This is a genomic window from Delftia sp. WSY_10 (assembly GCF_043104705.1).
Lineage (GTDB): Bacteria > Pseudomonadota > Gammaproteobacteria > Burkholderiales > Burkholderiaceae_C > Comamonas > Comamonas tsuruhatensis.
Genome location: NZ_JBICKY010000055.1, coordinates 1 through 17,259, shown reverse-complemented (window position 1 = coordinate 17,259; position 17,259 = coordinate 1). Strand labels below are relative to the sequence as shown.

Genomic DNA, 17,259 nt, shown 5'->3' with positions numbered 1-17,259 from the left:
AATACCGTCCAGCACGCGGTACACGCTGCGCACCACGTCCTCGCGGGCCACCTGCCCACGGGCCAGCACTTCATAGTCATCCATGGCGGTGATGCCCCAGCTGGCCCAGTCCGCGTACTGCCGCAGCTCGTAGGAAAGGGTGTCGCGGTCCCCCTCCATGCTCAGGTGCACTTCGCCGGGCTCGTCCATGAACACGGCGGCAGCGCGGTGCGCGCCCTTGGCCAAGGCCAGCGCCATGGCGGCCAGATCACCCAGCGAATCATGCAGGTAGGACACGGCACACACCAGTTCCTCCTCGGACGTGCTGAACTTCAACGTCGCCCAGCCCGCCTTGCCCACCTCATAGCTCCATAGTTCTTCGAATGCGGCCATGGCCGTACCTCTCTTTTGTTTCTTCGTTGTCCGTTGTGTGCCGACCAGCCTGCCGGTCAACGCATCTTCACCAGCCCGTTGAGCACCTGGTCCAACCCGCCGAACACGGAGATCTTGTCGATGCGCTCGGCCACACGTTCCAGCGTCTCCAGCTCCTTCATGCGCAGGGCCACGGGGTTGTCCTCCATGACCTTGGCGGTGTTGAGCAGCGAGCGCGTGGCCGCCGTTTCCTCGCGGCGGCGGATCACGTTGGCCTGGGCCTGCTTTTCGGCCTGCACCACCTGGGTCAGGATGGCCTTCATCTCGCCGGGCAGCACGATGTCCTTCACGCCCACGCTCTCCACCACCATGCCGAAGGGCTGCAGCTTGGCCGCCATGTGCGCGGTCACCACGTCGTCGATCACCGTCTTGTTCTCCAGCAGCTCATCGAGCGTGCGGGTGCCCACGGCGGCGCGCAGCGCGAACTGCAGCTCCCGGTACAGGTGCTCGGCAGGCTTTTGCAGCTGGGCAAAGGCGCGCAGAACGTCGGTGTGGCGATAGGTGGCGCTCAGGTTCAGGCGCAGGCTGACCTTGTCGCGGGTCATGATGTCCTGGCCCGAGACCTCGACGGCCTGCAGGCGCAGGTCCACCAGCTCCACGGCAATGCTGCGGCCGAACTTCCAGAACGCATGGCTGCCGGCCTGCAGCAGGCGGTCCACCTTGCCGTCGATGGTCAGCAGCGCGCACTGGCCTGCGGGCACCTGCACCTGCAGCACGCCGTTGAGGCCGGACACGCTGCGCTGGCGCAGCTGCGTCTGGGTCAGGCGCGCCGCCAGGGCGACGGGCAGCTCGGCGCCGGCCTGCAGGTCGACCACCTGCACGCTCACATCCACCAGTCCCTTCCAGTACAGGCGGCGCGTGCCGGGCGGCAGGATCTCGACCAGCACGCCGTTTTCGCTGCGCAGGCCCGCCTCGGTCTCGGACAGTTCCACGCGCAGGAATTCGGCGGCCACCACGGTGGGCTCCTGCGCCATCAGGTAGTCGGCCAGGCCGTGCGTGAAGGCGGGCTGCTCCAGGGCAAAGGTTTCCACGCGCAGCTGGTCGGTGCCGGCAAACAGCCAGTGCCGGCCGCTGTGCAGCACGCGCTCGAAATCGCCATTGCGCAGCAGCAGGGCCCGTTCGTTCTTCTTGATGGTGATGCGTTGGATCTTCAGCATTTCTTCTTCTCCTCGTTCGGCGTCTTCGCCGCAATCAATAGGGGTGCCGTTACAGCAGCGGCGGGGTTCCAGGGGGCACGGCCCGGGCCTTGCAGTGCGCCGTGGCGGCAACCCTGGAAACAGGTTGCAGCGTGGCTGGCTGCGGGCGCGGACCATGCCGGGACCTGGCACAGCCGCCGCGGCTGACGGGGGGCGGCCTGGGGCTGCATCGCAACCCGGCGGCCACCTCCCGCGTTCGGCGGGTGGTCTTTCGACCGTTTCAATAGCCCGGCCTTGCGGCCGGAAGAGTGGACAGGAATCGAACCTGCGACAGTCCTCTTGCGAGGGTGCTCTACCAGACTGAGCTACCAGTGGCTGGCAAGCCTGGAGTCGAACCAGACGTCCCTTGCGGGACGGTTTCCACAACCTTGCCGTTACCCAGCGCCTGCGGCGTGCGGCATGCGGGAAATCGACAGGCCCCTGGGGGCCCGGACTTCCCGCACCGGCGGGGCAGGCGTTTGCCCCAACCCCGGCCTGTGAGCGGTCACCGCCTGCACTGGATGCCTTGCTTATTGCGAGATGCGTGCCAGCCTGGCATCCGGCGCCAAAAAATTCTTCAACCCATTGATTTATTTGGATAAATATCAAATCACACTTTCCTTGATTTCTTCTTCAATCCAAAGAAACTAGAATTTCAGCTATCCAACTAGACAAAAACATGGAAAAGAAAAAGGTCGTCATCGGTTTTCTGGGTACGCAGCTGGACTCCGGCAGGGGCGCGGGGCGCTGGGAAAAATGGCGGCCGACCCTCTCCCTCATGCAGCACGAGGATCTGGTGGTGGAGCGGCTGGAGCTGCTCTACACGCCGCCCCATCTGGCCCTGGCGCAGCTGCTGCAGGGCGACATCGCCACGGCATCGCCCGAGACCCGGGTGAACCTCGTGCCCATGGACATTGCCGATCCCTGGGATTTCGGCGAGGTCTATGCGCGGCTGTTCGACTGGACGCAGGCCTATCGCTTCGACCCCGAGCGCGAGGAGTACTGGACCCACATCACCACGGGCACGCACGTGGCACAGATCTGCCTGTTCCTGCTGGTGGAGTCGCGCCGCATTCCCGGCGTGCTGGCCCAGACCTCGCCACCCCGGCGCCAGCGCATGGGCGACCCGGGCAGCTATGCGCTGATCGACCTGGACCTGTCGCGCTACGACGTGATCGCCCAGCGCTTCGGCGCCGAGCAGAGCGAGGCCGTGCAATTTCTCAAGAGCGGCATCGCCACGCGCAATGCCGGGTTCAACGCGCTGATCGACGAGATCGAGCGCGTGGCCGTGCGCTCGCGCGCGCCCATCCTGCTCACGGGTCCCACGGGTGCGGGCAAATCGCATCTGGCGCGGCGCATGTACGAGTTGAAGAAGGCCAGGCACCAGGTGCAGGGCGAGTTCGTCGAGGTCAATTGCGCCACGCTGCGCGGCGATGGCGCGGCCTCGGTGCTGTTCGGCCACAAGAAGGGCGCGTTCACGGGCGCTGCGGCCGACCGCGCCGGCCTGCTGCGCAGCGCGCACCAGGGCGTGCTGTTCCTGGACGAAATCGGCGAGCTGGGCCTGGACGAACAGGCCATGCTGCTCAAGGCCGTGGAGGAAAAGCGCTTCTATCCCATGGGCAGCGACCGCGAGGTCAGCAGCGACTTCCAGCTGGTCGCCGGCACGCACCGCGACCTGCGCATCGACGTGGCGCAGGGGCGCTTTCGCGAGGATCTGTTCGCGCGCATCAACCTGTGGTCCTACGCGCTGCCGGGCCTGGCCGGGCGCCCCGAGGACATAGAACCCAACATGGACCACCTGCTCGCGCGCTCGGCCGACGAGACCGGCCAGATGGTGCGCTTCAATGTGGAGGCCCGCGAGCGCTATCTGCGCTTTGCGCGCTCGCCCGAGGCGCTGTGGAGCGGCAACTTCCGCGACCTGTCGGCCAGCATGACGCGGCTGGCCACGCTGGCTGACGGAGGGCGCATCTCCACGGCCCTGGTCGATGCCGAGATCCAGCGCATGCAGTGGCTGTGGCAACGGGGCGAGGCAGCGCAGCCCGCCCCCGCCGGCGCCGGCTGCGGCCTTGATGCGCTGTTGCCCGCCGAGAGGCTGGAGCAGATGGATCTGTTCGACCGCATGCAGCTCGAAGCGGTGCTGCGCGTGTGCAGGCAATCGCCCTCGCTGTCCGATGCGGGGCGCCGCCTGTTCGACCAGTCACGCACCCAGCGCAGCGTGGTCAACGATGCCGACCGCCTGCGCAAGTACCTGCTGAAATTCGGCCTCAAATGGGATGACGTGGCCGGCCGCGCGCCTGCGGCCTGAGAGCGTGCGCGCCCTGCGCGGCTACAGCGCCTTGCGCAGCGTGGTCGGGGGGATCTTGAGCAGTTCGCGGTACTTGGCCACGGTGCGCCGTGCGCATTCGATGCCCTGCTCCTTGAGCATGTCGGCCAGCTGGTTGTCCGACAGCGGCTTCCTGGGGTCCTCGGCTGCGACGAACTGCTTGATGAGCGCGCGCACGGCCGTGCTCGACGCGTTGCCGCCCGCCTCGGTGCCCAGCCCCGAGCCGAAGAAATACTTGAGTTCGTAGGTGCCCTGCGGCGTGGCCATGTACTTGGCCGTGGTCACGCGGCTGATGGTGGACTCATGCAGGCCCAGCGCATCGGCAATGTCGCGCAGCACCAGCGGGCGCATGGCCAGCTCGCCATGCACGAAGAAGTTCTTCTGGCGCTCCACGATGGCCTGCGACACGCGCAGGATGGTGTCGAAGCGCTGCTGGATGTTCTTGATGAACCAGCGCGCCTCCTGCAGCCGCTGCTGCAACGCCGCATGGCCTTCGCTGCCCCGGTGGCTGCGCAGCGCGCTGGCATAGATGTCGTGCACGCGCAGCTTGGGCATGACATCGGGGTTGAGTTGCACGCTGAACTCCATGCGTCCCGCACCCATGCGCACCGGGCGCACGATGACATCGGGCACGACGATCTGGCGCTGCACGTCGGCGAAGCGCCGGCCAGGGCGCGGCTCCAGCCGGGCGATCAGGACCATCGCCTCGCGCAGCCGCTCCTCGCGCGCGCCGCACAGGCTGGCGAGCTTGCGCAGGTCACGCCGCGCCAGCAGGTCCATGGGCTGGGCGCAGATGTCCAGCGCGGTGCGCAGCACGGCCTGCCGATCTTCGTCCTCGGCACTGCCGTCGCCTTCGCGCTCGGCATCGGCCAGTTGGTCGCGCAGCTGCAGCGTCAGGCATTCGGCCAGGTCGCGCGCGCCCACGCCCACCGGCTCCAGGCTTTGCAACAGGCGCAGCGCCACGGTGAAGCGGTGCACCAGTTCCTCGCACTCCTCCAGGTCGTCGCCCGCCAGGCCCTGTGCCAGCTCGTCGAGCGGGTCTTCCAGGTAGCCGTCGTCGTTGAGGTTCTCGATCAGAAAGCGCAGCGCGGCACGATCCACCTCGCCCAGGCGCAGGCTCAGGGCCTGGCGGTGCAGATGGTCGGTCAGGCTTTCTGCGCTGCGTGCCAGCTCGGTGGCATCGGTCTCGTCATCGTCACCCTGGCCGCGCGTGCGGCTGGAAGGCGCATCGCTGCCCCAGTCGCGGTCGTCGTTGCCCGAGTTGGTCTGGCCATCTCCTTCCCAGCTCAGGGACTCGGCCGTGCCGGAGGTCTCGACGGCATCGCCGGAGGATGTGTCCGACGGCGCCTCCCATTCCACCGCAGCCGATGGCTGGTCCGCACGGCTTTCCTGGAAGGAGTCCGCGGCGTCGGCGCCGGGCGCCGCAGGCTCCGGGGCGCTGCTTGCCGCTTCGTGGTCGCCGTCGTCGTTCGCCAGTTCCAGGAAGGGGTTGTCGCCCAGCATCTGCTCCACTTCCTGCGCCAGCTCCAGCGTGGACAGCTGCAGCAGCTGTATCGACTGCTGCAGTTGCGGGGTGAGCGAAAGATGCTGGGAGACGCGCAGCGACAGTCCGGGCTTCAAGCGGCAGCTCCTTCGCGCAGGCAATCTCGCAGACGGGCCAGGCAGGGCATGGCGCTACATCCGGAAGTGTTCGCCGAGGTAGACGCGCCGCACTTCGGCGTTGTCCACGATCTCCTCGGGTGTGCCTTGGGCCAGCACATGGCCGTCGCTGATGATGAAGGCATGGTCGCAGATGCCCAGCGTCTCGCGCACGTTGTGGTCGGTGATGAGCACGCCGATGCCGCGCGCCTTGAGAAAGCCGATGATGCGCTGGATCTCGATCACGGCGATGGGGTCGATGCCGGCGAAGGGCTCGTCCAGCAGGATGAAACGCGGCTGCGTGGCCAGGGCACGTGCAATCTCGACGCGGCGGCGTTCGCCGCCCGACAGCGCCAGCGCGGGCGATGCGCGCAGATGGTCCACGCGCAGTTCCTGCAGCAGCGCCGTCAGGCGCTCCTCGATGACGCTGCGCGCCAGCGGCCGGCCCTGCTCATCCCTTTGCAGCTCCAGCACGGCGCGCACGTTGTCCTCGACGCTGAGCTTGCGAAAGATCGATGCCTCTTGCGGCAGGTAGGACAGGCCCAGGCGCGAGCGCTGGTGGATGGGCATGTTGCCCACGGCCTGTCCGTCGATGAAGATGTCGCCGCCGTCGCTGCGCACCAGGCCCACGATCATGTAGAACGAGGTGGTCTTGCCCGCGCCGTTGGGGCCCAGCAGGCCCACGACCTCGCCCTTCTTCACGGACAGCGACACATCCTTGACCACCTTGCGGCTGCCGTAGGACTTGGCCAGATGGCGCGCCTGCAGGCTGCTGCCCTGTTCGGCGCGTGGGGAGGAAGCGTGGGCAGCGGGGGCTGAGGCCTCGGTACTCATCGCTTGGTACCACCAAGGCTGTCCAGGGTGTTGCTGGGCTGCAGGGATGTGCCCGGCGCGCCTGCGGCGGGAGCGCGCGGCTGCGAGCCCGGTGTGCCCTCCTTGGGCGCCAGCACGGCGCGCACGCGCCCGCCCTGGCCGGCGGTGGAGCTGGGCTGGCCGCCGCTGGTCTTTTGCCCATCGACGGTGAACACGTCGGTGAGGTTGTTGTAGACGATGATGGAGCCCGTGATCTCGTCGCTGAGCTGGCCGCCGCGATAGCGCCGCAGTTCGCCGCGGCGGATGAACTTCACGAGATCGGCCTTGCCGTCGTATTCGATGACCTCGCCCTCGCCTTCCACGAATTCCTCAGGCTGGCCGGGAACGGTGTCGCGCTTTTGGCGGAAGAAGGCGCGCTTGCCCGCTTCGGCCGTGACCACGCCGTACTGAAAGCCTTCGGGGTCCTGGCGCACGTCGAGCTGGGCACCGCGCAGCACGATGGTGCCCTTGGTCATCACCACGTTGCCGGTGAAGACGCTGGTCTGCTTGAGTTCGTCATGGCGCAGCGCGTCAGCCTCGATGTTCATGGGCTTGGTGCTGTCGGCCTTTTCGGCCTGGGCCAAACCGGCGAAAGCCGCCAGGGCGGCTGCGAGCAGGAGGGGGGAAAGTCGTTGTTTCATGGAGGGCACGCTTCTTGCATCCATTGTAGGGGGTGTCGCGCGCAACCGTTCCTGGCGTCTTTCAAGCCGGGGGGCAAAGCGCTGACACGAAGGCACAAAAAGAGGTTTCCAAAAGCGACAGGCCCGCTCAATGGCGGGCCTGTCACGGGTGGTCTGGGCCGAGGCCCGGACCTCAGCCCTTGCGGCTGGTGGCGATCAGCTGATCGACCACGCGCAGCACATTGGTCATGTTCCCGGCCTTGGTGCCATCGGTGTAGTAGCGGCCCGCCACGCCCATGGCCGGCACGCCTTCCACGTCATAGTCCTGCTGCAGCTGGGTGGCCTTGCGCACCTGGTTGGAGACCGTGAAGGAGTTGTAGACCTCCTTGAACTTGGCCACGTCCACGCCCTGCTTGCCCACCCAGGCGAAGATCTCGTCGTCCTTGGCCAGGCGGTTGCGTTCCACATGGATGGCGTGGAAGGCGCGCGCATGCATGGTGTCCAGCAGGTTCATGCCTTCAAAGGCGTAGTACAGCTTTTGCTGGGGCACGAAGCTGGCGTTGAAGGCCACGGGCACGCGGTGCACGACCACGTCGGCCGGCGCCTGGTTCTTCCAGGCGGCAAAGGTGGGCTCGAATGCATTGCAGTGCGGGCAGCTGTACCAGAAGAACTCGACCACCTCGACCTTGCCGGCGCCGGCGCTGGTGGGTGCGGGCTTGGCCAGCTTGATGTAGTCCTTGCCCTCCTTGGGCGCTGCCGCCTGGGCCTGTGCGGCGGAGGTGCCCAGCGTCAGCGCGCTGGCAGCGGCTGCCGAGGCAGCCAGGGAAAAGTCGCGGCGATTCATCAAAACAAACTCCTCGTTCAATGCTGCAGATTAGGAGGCTGGGGTTTGCCAAAAAGTTCAGCGCTCTTGCTCAACGCTGTTTCAGCGTGCGGCGCGCACCAGCGTGGACTCGACCCCGGCGCCATCGAGCTTTTGCTTGAGTTGCTCGGCATCGTCGCGCTTGGTGAACGGACCCACGCGCACGCGGAAGATGGTGATGCCGTTTTGCTCTCGCTCGCTCACGCGCGCCTCCCATCCCAGCATGGCCAGCTTGGCCCGCTGCGCATCGGCATCGCCCTGGCTGCGGAAGGCGCCGGCCTGCACGAAGTAGTTGAAGGCAGCCTCGGCCTTTTCGGCCTTTTCCGTCTTCTCGGCAGCGGCGGAACGCGCTTTCACCAGATCCCCCAGCGGGTCGGCGGAGGTCTTGCCATCGGCCTTGGTTTCGGGCTTGGCCGGCGGCGGCGTCACGCCGCCGGCCACGGCGGGCGGGGTGGGCGCTGCTGGCGTGGTGCTGCCGGGGAGGCTGGGCGTGACGGCAGCCGGTGGTGGCGGCGCCGGGTTCTTGCCCTGCAGCGGTGCGTTGGGGTCCCAGTTCTTGTTGCGCTGGGCCTCTGCCGCGTCCTGGTCGGCCGTCTTGCCGCCCTTGGAGAGAAAGGGCACGGGCACCTTGGTCACATAGACGGCGACGGCCAGGGCTGCTGCCAGCCCGACGATCATGCCGATGATGAGACCGATGACGGTGCCCCCACGTTGCTGTGTCTTCATAGATGGCTTGTCGCTCGAAGTTACATGCGTTGCGGGGCCGAGACGCCCAGCACTGCCAGGCCATTGTGCAATACCTGGCGCGTGGCCGAGATCAGCGCCAGGCGGGCGAGCTTGACCTTTTCATCGTCCACCAGGATGCGTTCCGCGTCGTAGTAGCTGTGGTACAGCGAGGCCAGTTCGCGCAGGTAGAAGGTCACGTCGTGGGGCGCATTGCCTTCTGCGGCCGAAGTCAGCATGGCCGGGTACTTGGCCAGCTGCAGCATCAGCGCCTGGGCCTGCGGGCCTTCCAGCGCCGACAGGTCCACGTCCTTGAGCGTGTCCGCATCGCCGCCCCAGGCTGCCAGCACCGAGCAGATGCGCGCATGGGCGTACTGCACGTAGTACACGGGGTTGTCATTGTTCTGGGCCACGGCCAGGTCCACGTCGAAGGTGTACTCGGTGTCGGGCTTGCGGGACAGCAGGAAGAAGCGCACCGCATCCTTGCTGGTCCACTCGATCAGGTCGCGCAGCGTGACGTAGGAGCCGGCGCGCTTGCTGATCTTGACTTCCTCGCCGCCACGCACCACGCGCACCATGGTGTGCAGCACATAGTCGGGATAGCCGGCCGGAATGCCCACGTCGGCGGCCTGCAGGCCGGCGCGCACGCGTGCGATGGTGCCGTGGTGGTCCGTGCCCTGGATGTTGACGACCTTGGAATAGCCGCGCTTGAACTTCTGGATGTGGTAGGCGACATCGGGCACGAAGTACGTGTAGTTGCCGTCCTGCTTGCGCATCACGCGGTCCTTGTCGTCACCGTAGTCGGTGGACTTGAGCCAGAGCGCGCCGTCGAGTTCGTAGGTGTGCCCGCCCGCGATCAGGCGCTGCACCGCGTCCTCGACATGGCCGTTGGTGTAGAGGCTGGATTCGAGGTAGTACTCGTCAAAGTGCAGGTTGAAGGCCTGCAGGTCCTTGTCCTGCTCGTTGCGCAGATAGGCGACGGCGAACTGGCGGATGTTGTCGTAGTCCTCGACATCGCCGTTGGCCGTGAATTCGCGGTCATCGGCCTTGACGGTCTTGCAGGCCTTGAAATCGTCTGCGATGTCCTGGATGTAGGAGCCGTTGTAGAAGGCCTTGCTTTCCGGATTCTCGGGATCGATGGGCCAGCATTCGTCGCCGGGCTTGAAGCCCTTGGCGCGCAGCTGCGTGCTCTTGGTCAGCGTGTCGATCTGCACGCCCGCATCGTTGTAGTAGAACTCGCGGTGCACGCCCCAGCCCTGGGTGGCATAGAGGTTGCAGATGGCATCGCCCAGCGCGGCCTGGCGGCCATGGCCCACGTGCAGCGGGCCGGTGGGGTTGGCGGAGACGAACTCGACCAGCATCTTGGCGCCACGGTCGGCCTGCCAGCCGAATTTCTCGGCCTGTCCCAGCACTTCGCGGATGATCTGCTGCTTGGCGGCGGGCTTGAGACGGATGTTCAGAAAGCCGGGGCCGGCGATCTCGATGGCATCGACCCAGCGCTGGAAAGCCGGCGTGGCCTCCAGCGCAGCCTTGAGCTGTTCACCGAGCGCGCGCGGATTGAGCTTGAGTGGCTTGGCCAGCTGCATGGCGGCCGTGCAGGCGAAATCGCCATGGGCAGCCACCTTGGGGGATTCGAAAGCGGCACGGGCACCGGCGCCGGGCGACAAAGTTTCAAGCTCGCCGGCCAGAGCCGCGAGCAGTTCCTGTTTGACGGAGAGCATCGGCGGATTCTACGTGGCAGGCCCGCCCCATGCCGCCAGACAGGAAAACCGGGCCTACATGCCCCGCGCCCAGAACACCGCCACCACCGCGATCACAGGCACCACATGCGCCTGCCACATCACCCAGCGGCGCGTGCTGGCCACCTCGGCAGGCTGGGGCAGTCCCTGGCCGGCATCCAGCGCGCGGCGCCAGCGGCGGAAGGCCAGCGTGGGCTTGATCGACAACACGGCGCCGACCACGAACAAAGTCATCTTCAGATGAAACAGTGGCTGCGAGACGTACCAGGACATGCCCTTGACGCCCCACACCAGGCGCGCAATGCCGGTGAGCACCAGGAACACCACCGCCAGCCCGTAGATCATGTCCAGCCGCGCCAGGCGCTGGACCACGGCGGCACTCATCCACTCGCTGCGGCACAGCGCCGCCTGGCTGGACAGGAACACCACGAAGGTGAGGATGGCCAGCAGGTGAAGGCTGGCCAGAATGGCTTCTATCGTCATGGGGAATCCGTATAGAAATTGAGCCTCTTGGGCCATGCTGCATTACGCCAGAAACGGCGACCGCCATCGGGATGCCCGAGACAATCGGTAGACCACTGCGGTCCTCCCGTCGCGCCGGCTCTTGCGTCGTTACTTCGGCAGTTCCGCGCGCAACCAGTCATCCAGCAGCGTCTTCTCGTAGCGCAGGGGATCGTTGGGATACAGGTCGGGGCGCATCATGAAGGTCGCATCGCGCAGTTGGCGGCTGCCCTCGCGCAGCAGCTTTCCGTCGGCATCCAGCAGCTTGAAACGCAGGTCGATGCGCGGCGGGTAGATATCGCGGACGATGCGCACATCGGCGGCCTGGGGTCCGCGCCAGGGCTCGAAACTGCCGGCACGCTGCACATCGGTGAGGTAGACTTCCAGCCGCTGGCCCTGGGGCAGCCTGGGCGCGGCCCGTTCGGCCAGGAACTGGGCCAGTGCGTCCACCCAGGCACGGCGCGCCTTGTCGGTCTCCCCGGGACCGCTGCGCGAGGCGTCGAAGCGCGAAGGGTCGTCAAAGGTGACGCTCACGATGCCCGCAGGCACCGCCCCCTGGCGGGCCCCTGCGGCCCTGCCCTGCTCCGGCCCCTGGACGGCACAGCCCGCCACCATCCCCAGGCAGGCGGCGCCCAGCGCCATGCACATCCAGCGCCGCCTTGCGGGGGGCGCGACCTGCGTTGCGGATATCGCTTTCTTCGCGATCGACACTGCCATGCTCATTCCTCCTTGCTGGGCGGCCTGCTCAGGCCGCGTGGGTTCGACGCCAGAATTCCGGCTGCTCGTAATGGTGCTTGAGATAGTCGATCCACAGCCGCACGCGCAGCGGCATGTGCTTGCGCTGGGGAAAGACCACGAAGATGCCGTTCGGTGGGGCCGCAAATTCCTCCAGCACCGCCACCAGGCGCCCGGCGGCGATCTCGGCCTCCACCTCCCAGGTGCTGCGCCAGGCAATGCCCCAGCCGCCCAGGCACCAGTCGTGCAGCACCTGGCCGTCGGAGCAGTCCAGCGGACCGCCCGGCTTGAAATGCACGACTTCGCTGGTACCGCTGTCCGGGTGCGGAATGCGAAAGGCCCAGCCGCGCGTCTGCGAGGCATCGCTGGACAGCGTCAGGCAGTCATGCTGGGTCAGCTCGCTGGGGTGACGCGGCGTGCCGCGGCGCTCCAGATAGGAGGGCGTGGCCACGCACTGGCGCCGGTTGTCGGCGATGCGCACGCTGACCAGGGCCGAGTCGGGCAGGTCGCCTACCCGCACCGCGCAGTCAAAGCCCTCACCGGCCAGATCGACCACGCGGTCGCTCAGATTCAGGGAAATCGTCACATCGGGGTGCAGGTCCCGAAAACGCGGCACCAGAGGCGCCACATGCCGCCGACCAAAGCCTGCCGGCGCCGTGATGCGCAGATGTCCTGTGGCCTTGACCCCGCCCGCACTGACGCTGGCCTCGGCGTTGGACACATCGGACAAGAGGCGCTGGCAATCCTCGAGAAAAGCGCTGCCCTCGTGCGTGAGCGAGATGCGGCGTGTGGTCCGCACCATGAGCTTGACGCCCAGGTGCTCTTCCAAGGCATCCAGTCGCCGCCCCATGATGGCTGGCGCCACGCCTTCCGCCTTGGCCGCTGCCGTGAGGCTGCCGCGCGTGGCCACCGATACGAATGACTCGAATGCCTTGAGCTTGTCCATGACTGCTGTCCGTTTCTTTTCCGTGTTCTTGTGGGGCATGCGCATGCATGCCTGTCTCCTGGGGTCCGCCTTTTTGCGCAGTAGGCACTGGCTGTCTGCCATTTGCCCTTCGCACCGGGCTGCATGCCAATTTCCGATGGTTTTGGCAGGCGCATAACCTTCCCACATTTTTGCGTAAAAGTCACGAGTTTTAAGATTTATGGTCTATTTATGTACGCAAATAAATCTAATAAAGTATTCCTTATAGTCAGGCCCGTAAAGGGTCCAGGCCAGTCTTTCCATCCATCCAACCGGGGTTCCCACCATGACCGATCGCACCCAAGCCCACAGCCTGCAGGTGGCCACAGAGCTGCACCGCTTCATCAATGAACAAGTGCTCCCGGGCACGGGTGTCGCGCCCGAGGCATTCTGGAAAGGCTTCGACGAGATCGTCAACGACCTCGCCCCCCGCAATGCTGCCCTGCTGGCCGAACGCGACCGCCTGCAGGCCGAGCTGGACACCTGGCACAAGGCCCATCCCGGCCCCATCACCGACATGGCCGGCTACCAGCAGTTCCTGACGCAGATCGGCTATCTGGTCGAGCAGCCCAAGGATGCCAAGGCGACCACCACCAACGTGGATGCGGAACTGGCCATCCAGGCCGGCCCCCAGCTGGTCGTGCCCATTCTCAATGCCCGCTATGCGCTCAACGCCGCCAACGCGCGCTGGGGTTCGCTGTATGACGCGCTGTACGGCACGGATGCCATCGGCGAGGACGGCGGCGCGGAAAAGGGCAAGGGCTACAACCCCGTTCGCGGCGCCAAGGTCATCGCCTTCGCACGTGATTTCCTGGACCAGGCCGCCCCGCTGGCCTCGGGCTCGCACAAGGATGCCGCCGGCTATCGCGTGGAAGCTGGCCAGCTGGTCGTCGCGCTCAAGAACGGCGGCACCACGGGCCTGAAGAACACCGCCCAGTTCGTCGGCTACCAGGGTGATGCCGCAGCGCCCTCTTCCGTGCTGCTGCTCAACAACGGCCTGCACATCGACATCCGCATCGACAAGACCACGGCCATCGGCCAGACCGATGCCGCCGGCGTGGCCGACGTGGTGGTCGAAGCCGCCCTGTCCACCATCCTGGACCTGGAAGACTCCGTGGCGGCCGTGGATGCCGAGGACAAGGTGGTGGGCTATGCCAACTGGCTGGGCATCCTCAAGGGCACGCTGACCGAGACCTTCGACAAGGGCGGCAAGAGCATGACGCGCGGCCTGAATGCAGACCGCGAGTACACCGGCGCCGACGGCAAGCCCGTCAGGCTGCATGGCCGTTCGCTGATGTTCGTTCGCAACGTCGGCCACCTGATGACCAACCCGGCCATCCTCTGGGGCAACGGCAAGGAAATCCCCGAAGGTATCCTGGACGCCATGGTCACCACGGCCATCGCCGTCCATGACATCAAGGGTCTGGGCGCCAACGGCATCCGCAACTCGCGCACGGGCAGCGTCTACATCGTCAAGCCCAAGATGCACGGCCCTGCGGAAGCCGCCTTCGCCAGCGAGCTGTTCGGCCGCGTGGAAAAGGTGCTCGGCCTGCCCGAGAACACCGTCAAGCTGGGCATCATGGACGAGGAGCGCCGCACCAGCGTCAACCTCAAGGCCTGCATCGCCGCTGCCGCATCGCGCGTGGCCTTCATCAACACCGGCTTCCTGGACCGCACGGGCGACGAAATGCACACCGCCATGTATGCCGGCCCCATGGTCCGCAAGGCCGACATGAAGGGAAGCGCCTGGCTGGCCGCCTATGAGCGCAGCAACGTGCTCGTGGGCCTGGGCCTGGGCCTGCGCGGCAAGGCGCAGATCGGCAAGGGCATGTGGGCCATGCCCGACCTGATGAAGGCCATGCTGGAGCAAAAGATCGGCCACCCCAAGGCCGGCGCCAATACCGCCTGGGTGCCCTCGCCCACGGCCGCCACGCTGCACGCCCTGCACTACCACCAGGTCAACGTGGCCGAGGTGCAAAAGCAGCTGGAGCAGACCAATGCCGACGCCGAGCGCGCCAACATCCTGGCCGACCTGCTGCAGGTGCCCGTGGTCAAGGAAGACAAGTGGAGCGCGGCTGAAAAGCAGCAGGAGCTGGACAACAACGTCCAGGGCATCCTCGGCTATGTGGTGCGCTGGGTGGACCAGGGCGTGGGCTGCTCCAAGGTGCCCGACATCCACAACGTGGGCCTGATGGAAGACCGCGCCACGCTGCGCATCTCCAGCCAGCACATCGCCAACTGGCTGCAGCACGGCATCGTGACCGAGGCGCAGGTGCGCGAGACCTTCGAGCGCATGGCCGCCGTGGTCGACCAGCAGAACGCGGGCGATGCGCTGTACAAGCCCATGGCCGGCCACTTCGACACCTCGATGGCCTACCAGGCCGCCTGTGACCTGGTCTTCAAGGGCAAGGAGCAACCCAGCGGCTACACCGAGCCCCTGCTGCATGCCTGGCGCCTGAAGGTCAAGGCCGCCGCCTGACGCGGGCGGCGCCCGGCGCTTGAAAAAGCACCCAGGCTTGCCTGAGGTGCTTTTTTCATGGATCTACACTCAGAACCACGATGAGTGCCCATCCCCCCGATGCCAGCCTGTGTCCGCTGTGCGGCCGCAGCAATCAGTGCGCCATTCTTGCGGGCGTGGATCCGCTGAACTGCTGGTGCATGGACACGCCGGTGGCACCCGATGCATTGGCCCGCATTCCGGAGCCCCTGCGCAACAAGGCCTGCCTGTGTCCCGCCTGCGCACTTGGCACCGACAAGCCTCGACCGCCCGCGTCGGCCGATATGATGTCGCCGACCCAACCCCCTAGAACTTGATCCCTGAGGAGATTGACATGCCCACGTACCACGTCGAAATGATGGAAGGCCGCACCGTCGAACAAAAGCGCAAGCTGGTCGAAGAGATCACGCGCGTCTCGGTAGAAGTCCTCGGCGGCTCGCCCGAATCGGTGGACATCCTGATCACCGACATCAAGCGCGAAAACTGGGCCACGGGCGGCAAGCTCTGGTCCGAACGCAGCTGAGGACTTTTCCTCCAACGCATGCAAAAGGCAGCTTCGGCTGCCTTTTTCCATGAAGCTGCAGCTTTACTTGCGCATTTCTCCAAGTGCCTGCAGCGCACTGGCAGCCACGGTCCACGGCACAGGATGGGAGTCTCTGGCCTGCCAGTACCTGGCAACCCCATCCATGGAAACCTGGGTCAAAACCACCTGGGCGGCGCCGCCCGCATAGGCTTGAAAAGCGGCATCGGTCATCCGTGCCTGGTAGCCAGAGAGATCGCCTCTACGGAAAAGCGCCCATGCGCCTTCGACACACTGCAGCTGCAGGCGCAGATGTGCATCGCCAGACAGCAACGCTTGCACGAACAGATCGCGCGTGGCTTCATACGTCGTGGGAGCAGCACACAGCAGTGCAATGCGTGACTGGGGATCTCTCTGCAAGGCAGCAGCCACCTTGCGTGCCAGCATGCCATCGGCACGCCAGACCTTGTCACTGAGGCAATCCGCCACAGCCGGACCCAGGGTCGAACAGGTCAGCAGCACGGCATCGATATCGGCAGGGTCTGCCAGCGCATCAAGCTGCCCTGCTGTTTTCCGCCGAAGCGCCGCATCCATGCCGCCAGCAGCCTCCGCCTCCAACAACAGTTCCTCATGCACCTGATGAACGATTGAGTGGGCCGGCCAGCCCAGTTCGGCAGCAGCCTGCTCGAAGATCACGGCGTTGCTGTGCGCCGTATGCAGACAGAGGATGGGCATGGGTTTCTTCCGTTTTTTTGCCGTTGAACCGCATTGTGCTTGCAGCTGCTGCGCCAGGCGTTAGGCTATGGCTTGAACTACGCAAACAACGATACCGCCATGTGCCAGCTGCTTGGAATGAACTGCAACACGCCCACCGACGTGCGCTTCAGCTTTTCGGGGTTCACCCAGCGCGCGGGCAATACCGGCGACCATACGGACGGCTGGGGCATTGCCTTCTTCGAGGACAAGGGCCTGCGCCACTTCGTGGGCTACGAGCGCGCCATCGACTCACCCATCGCCAAGCTGATACGCGAGTACCCGATCAAAAGCCGCAACGTCATCGCCCACATCCGCAAGGCCACGCAGGGCGCGGTAAGCCTGCAGAACTGCCACCCTTTCGTGCGTGAACTGTGGGGCCGCAACTGGGTCTTCGCCCACAACGGGGATCTCAAGGGCTTCGCTCCCAAACTACATGCCCACTTCCATCCGGTAGGCAACACCGACAGCGAGCAGGCCTTCTGCTGGATTCTCCAGGAGCTGTGGAAGTCGCATGCCGGCCTGCCCAGCGTGCAGGAACTCACCCACACGCTGCGCGAACTGGCCAGGCGCATCTCGCCGCATGGAACCTTCAATTTCCTGCTGTCCAACGGCGAAGCGCTGTGGGCCCATGCCACCACGCACCTGTGCTATATCGAACGACGCCACCCCTTTGCCCAGGCCCATCTGTCGGATGAAGACCTGGCCGTGGACTTCGCCCGGGAAACCACACCCCAGGACCGCGTGGCCATCATCGTCACGGCGCCATTGACCAAGAATGAGACCTGGACCTCAATCCAGTCGGGCGAACTCAAGGTCTTTGTACAGGGCGAATGCCTGCCGCTTTGAACCATTGCGCATTCAGGAATAAAAAGAGAGCGCGTCAGCGCTCTCTTTTTTTGGGTTGTCCATTTTGGCTGTTCAGCCTGTTTCCCCGTTTCCTGCA

Annotated in this window: 17 protein-coding genes; 5 read left to right on the top strand and 12 right to left on the bottom strand. The window is 65.8% G+C overall.

Features of this window, described 5'->3' with window-relative positions; genetic code table 11:
* Both ACF8ML_RS22600 and ACF8ML_RS22595 read right to left on the bottom strand, forming a co-directional pair.
* The coding region (locus ACF8ML_RS22600; protein ID WP_392408019.1) for a hypothetical protein at positions 1-372 on the bottom strand (372 nt) is incomplete at its 3' end.
* 56 nt (positions 373-428) lie between these two features.
* Positions 429-1,568, bottom strand: a complete 1,140-nt coding sequence (locus ACF8ML_RS22595) for a slipin family protein (RefSeq protein WP_392408018.1) — start codon at positions 1,566-1,568, stop codon at positions 429-431.
* Positions 1,569-2,265: 697 nt separating this feature from the next.
* On the opposite strand from ACF8ML_RS22595, the gene rtcR reads away from it, so the two are divergent.
* The gene (rtcR, locus tag ACF8ML_RS22590) at positions 2,266-3,891 is read left to right on the top strand and encodes an RNA repair transcriptional activator RtcR (RefSeq protein WP_213757686.1); all 1,626 of its coding nucleotides are present in this window, start codon (positions 2,266-2,268) and stop codon (positions 3,889-3,891) included.
* Between the two features lie 21 nt (positions 3,892-3,912).
* Here the strand turns inward: rtcR and ACF8ML_RS22585 are convergent, their stop codons facing one another.
* The 9 genes from ACF8ML_RS22585 to ACF8ML_RS22545 all read right to left on the bottom strand — a co-directional run bounded on the left by ACF8ML_RS22585 (position 3,913) and on the right by ACF8ML_RS22545 (position 12,525).
* Positions 3,913-5,529 carry an RNA polymerase factor sigma-54 gene (locus tag ACF8ML_RS22585; protein ID WP_016454603.1) on the bottom strand — a complete coding sequence of 539 codons (1,617 nt, stop codon included), beginning with the start codon at positions 5,527-5,529 and terminating at the stop codon, positions 3,913-3,915.
* Between the two features lie 54 nt (positions 5,530-5,583).
* On the bottom strand, positions 5,584-6,381 hold the full coding sequence (gene lptB / locus ACF8ML_RS22580; protein WP_016450697.1) for an LPS export ABC transporter ATP-binding protein: 798 nt from the start codon (positions 6,379-6,381) through the stop codon (positions 5,584-5,586).
* Complete coding sequence (gene lptA / locus ACF8ML_RS22575) at positions 6,378-7,040, bottom strand: lipopolysaccharide transport periplasmic protein LptA (RefSeq protein ID WP_016454602.1); 663 nt, start codon at positions 7,038-7,040, stop codon at positions 6,378-6,380. The genes lptB and lptA overlap by 4 nt, the downstream gene beginning before the upstream one ends.
* Positions 7,041-7,212: 172 nt before the next feature.
* On the bottom strand, positions 7,213-7,863 hold the full coding sequence (locus ACF8ML_RS22570; RefSeq protein ID WP_016450695.1) for a thiol:disulfide interchange protein DsbA/DsbL: 651 nt from the start codon (positions 7,861-7,863) through the stop codon (positions 7,213-7,215).
* Positions 7,864-7,944: 81 nt separating this feature from the next.
* Positions 7,945-8,607 carry an SPOR domain-containing protein gene (locus ACF8ML_RS22565; RefSeq protein ID WP_047327968.1) on the bottom strand — a complete coding sequence of 221 codons (663 nt, stop codon included), beginning with the start codon at positions 8,605-8,607 and terminating at the stop codon, positions 7,945-7,947.
* Between the two features lie 20 nt (positions 8,608-8,627).
* Complete coding sequence (gene argS / locus ACF8ML_RS22560) at positions 8,628-10,325, bottom strand: arginine--tRNA ligase (RefSeq protein WP_016450693.1); 1,698 nt, start codon at positions 10,323-10,325, stop codon at positions 8,628-8,630.
* A 54-nt stretch (positions 10,326-10,379) separates the two neighbouring features.
* Positions 10,380-10,826 carry a DUF2214 family protein gene (locus tag ACF8ML_RS22555; RefSeq protein WP_016450692.1) on the bottom strand — a complete coding sequence of 149 codons (447 nt, stop codon included), beginning with the start codon at positions 10,824-10,826 and terminating at the stop codon, positions 10,380-10,382.
* Positions 10,827-10,955: 129 nt separating this feature from the next.
* On the bottom strand, positions 10,956-11,561 hold the full coding sequence (locus ACF8ML_RS22550) for a DUF3016 domain-containing protein (protein ID WP_392408015.1): 606 nt from the start codon (positions 11,559-11,561) through the stop codon (positions 10,956-10,958).
* Between the two features lie 28 nt (positions 11,562-11,589).
* Positions 11,590-12,525: a LysR family transcriptional regulator gene (locus tag ACF8ML_RS22545; RefSeq protein WP_026062476.1), complete on the bottom strand. Its 936-nt coding sequence runs from the start codon at positions 12,523-12,525 to the stop codon at positions 11,590-11,592.
* 304 nt (positions 12,526-12,829) lie between these two features.
* Here ACF8ML_RS22545 and ACF8ML_RS22540 point away from each other — a divergent pair, with 304 nt between their 5' ends.
* The 3 genes from ACF8ML_RS22540 to ACF8ML_RS22530 all read left to right on the top strand — a co-directional run bounded on the left by ACF8ML_RS22540 (position 12,830) and on the right by ACF8ML_RS22530 (position 15,563).
* Positions 12,830-15,022 carry a malate synthase G gene (locus tag ACF8ML_RS22540; RefSeq protein ID WP_047327966.1) on the top strand — a complete coding sequence of 731 codons (2,193 nt, stop codon included), beginning with the start codon at positions 12,830-12,832 and terminating at the stop codon, positions 15,020-15,022.
* Between the two features lie 80 nt (positions 15,023-15,102).
* Entirely contained in the window at positions 15,103-15,357 is a 255-nt protein-coding gene (locus ACF8ML_RS22535; protein ID WP_082145387.1) for a cysteine-rich CWC family protein, read from the top strand.
* 17 nt (positions 15,358-15,374) lie between these two features.
* Complete coding sequence (locus tag ACF8ML_RS22530) at positions 15,375-15,563, top strand: 4-oxalocrotonate tautomerase (RefSeq protein ID WP_012202595.1); 189 nt, start codon at positions 15,375-15,377, stop codon at positions 15,561-15,563.
* 63 nt (positions 15,564-15,626) lie between these two features.
* Here the strand turns inward: ACF8ML_RS22530 and ACF8ML_RS22525 are convergent, their stop codons facing one another.
* Positions 15,627-16,295, bottom strand: coding sequence for a hypothetical protein (locus tag ACF8ML_RS22525; RefSeq protein WP_392408014.1), 669 nt, complete (start codon positions 16,293-16,295; stop codon positions 15,627-15,629).
* A 99-nt stretch (positions 16,296-16,394) separates the two neighbouring features.
* Between ACF8ML_RS22525 and ACF8ML_RS22520 the strand changes: the two genes are divergently transcribed.
* Complete coding sequence (locus tag ACF8ML_RS22520; RefSeq protein WP_026062477.1) at positions 16,395-17,162, top strand: class II glutamine amidotransferase; 768 nt, start codon at positions 16,395-16,397, stop codon at positions 17,160-17,162.
* The last annotated feature ends 97 nt before the right edge of the window (positions 17,163-17,259 follow it).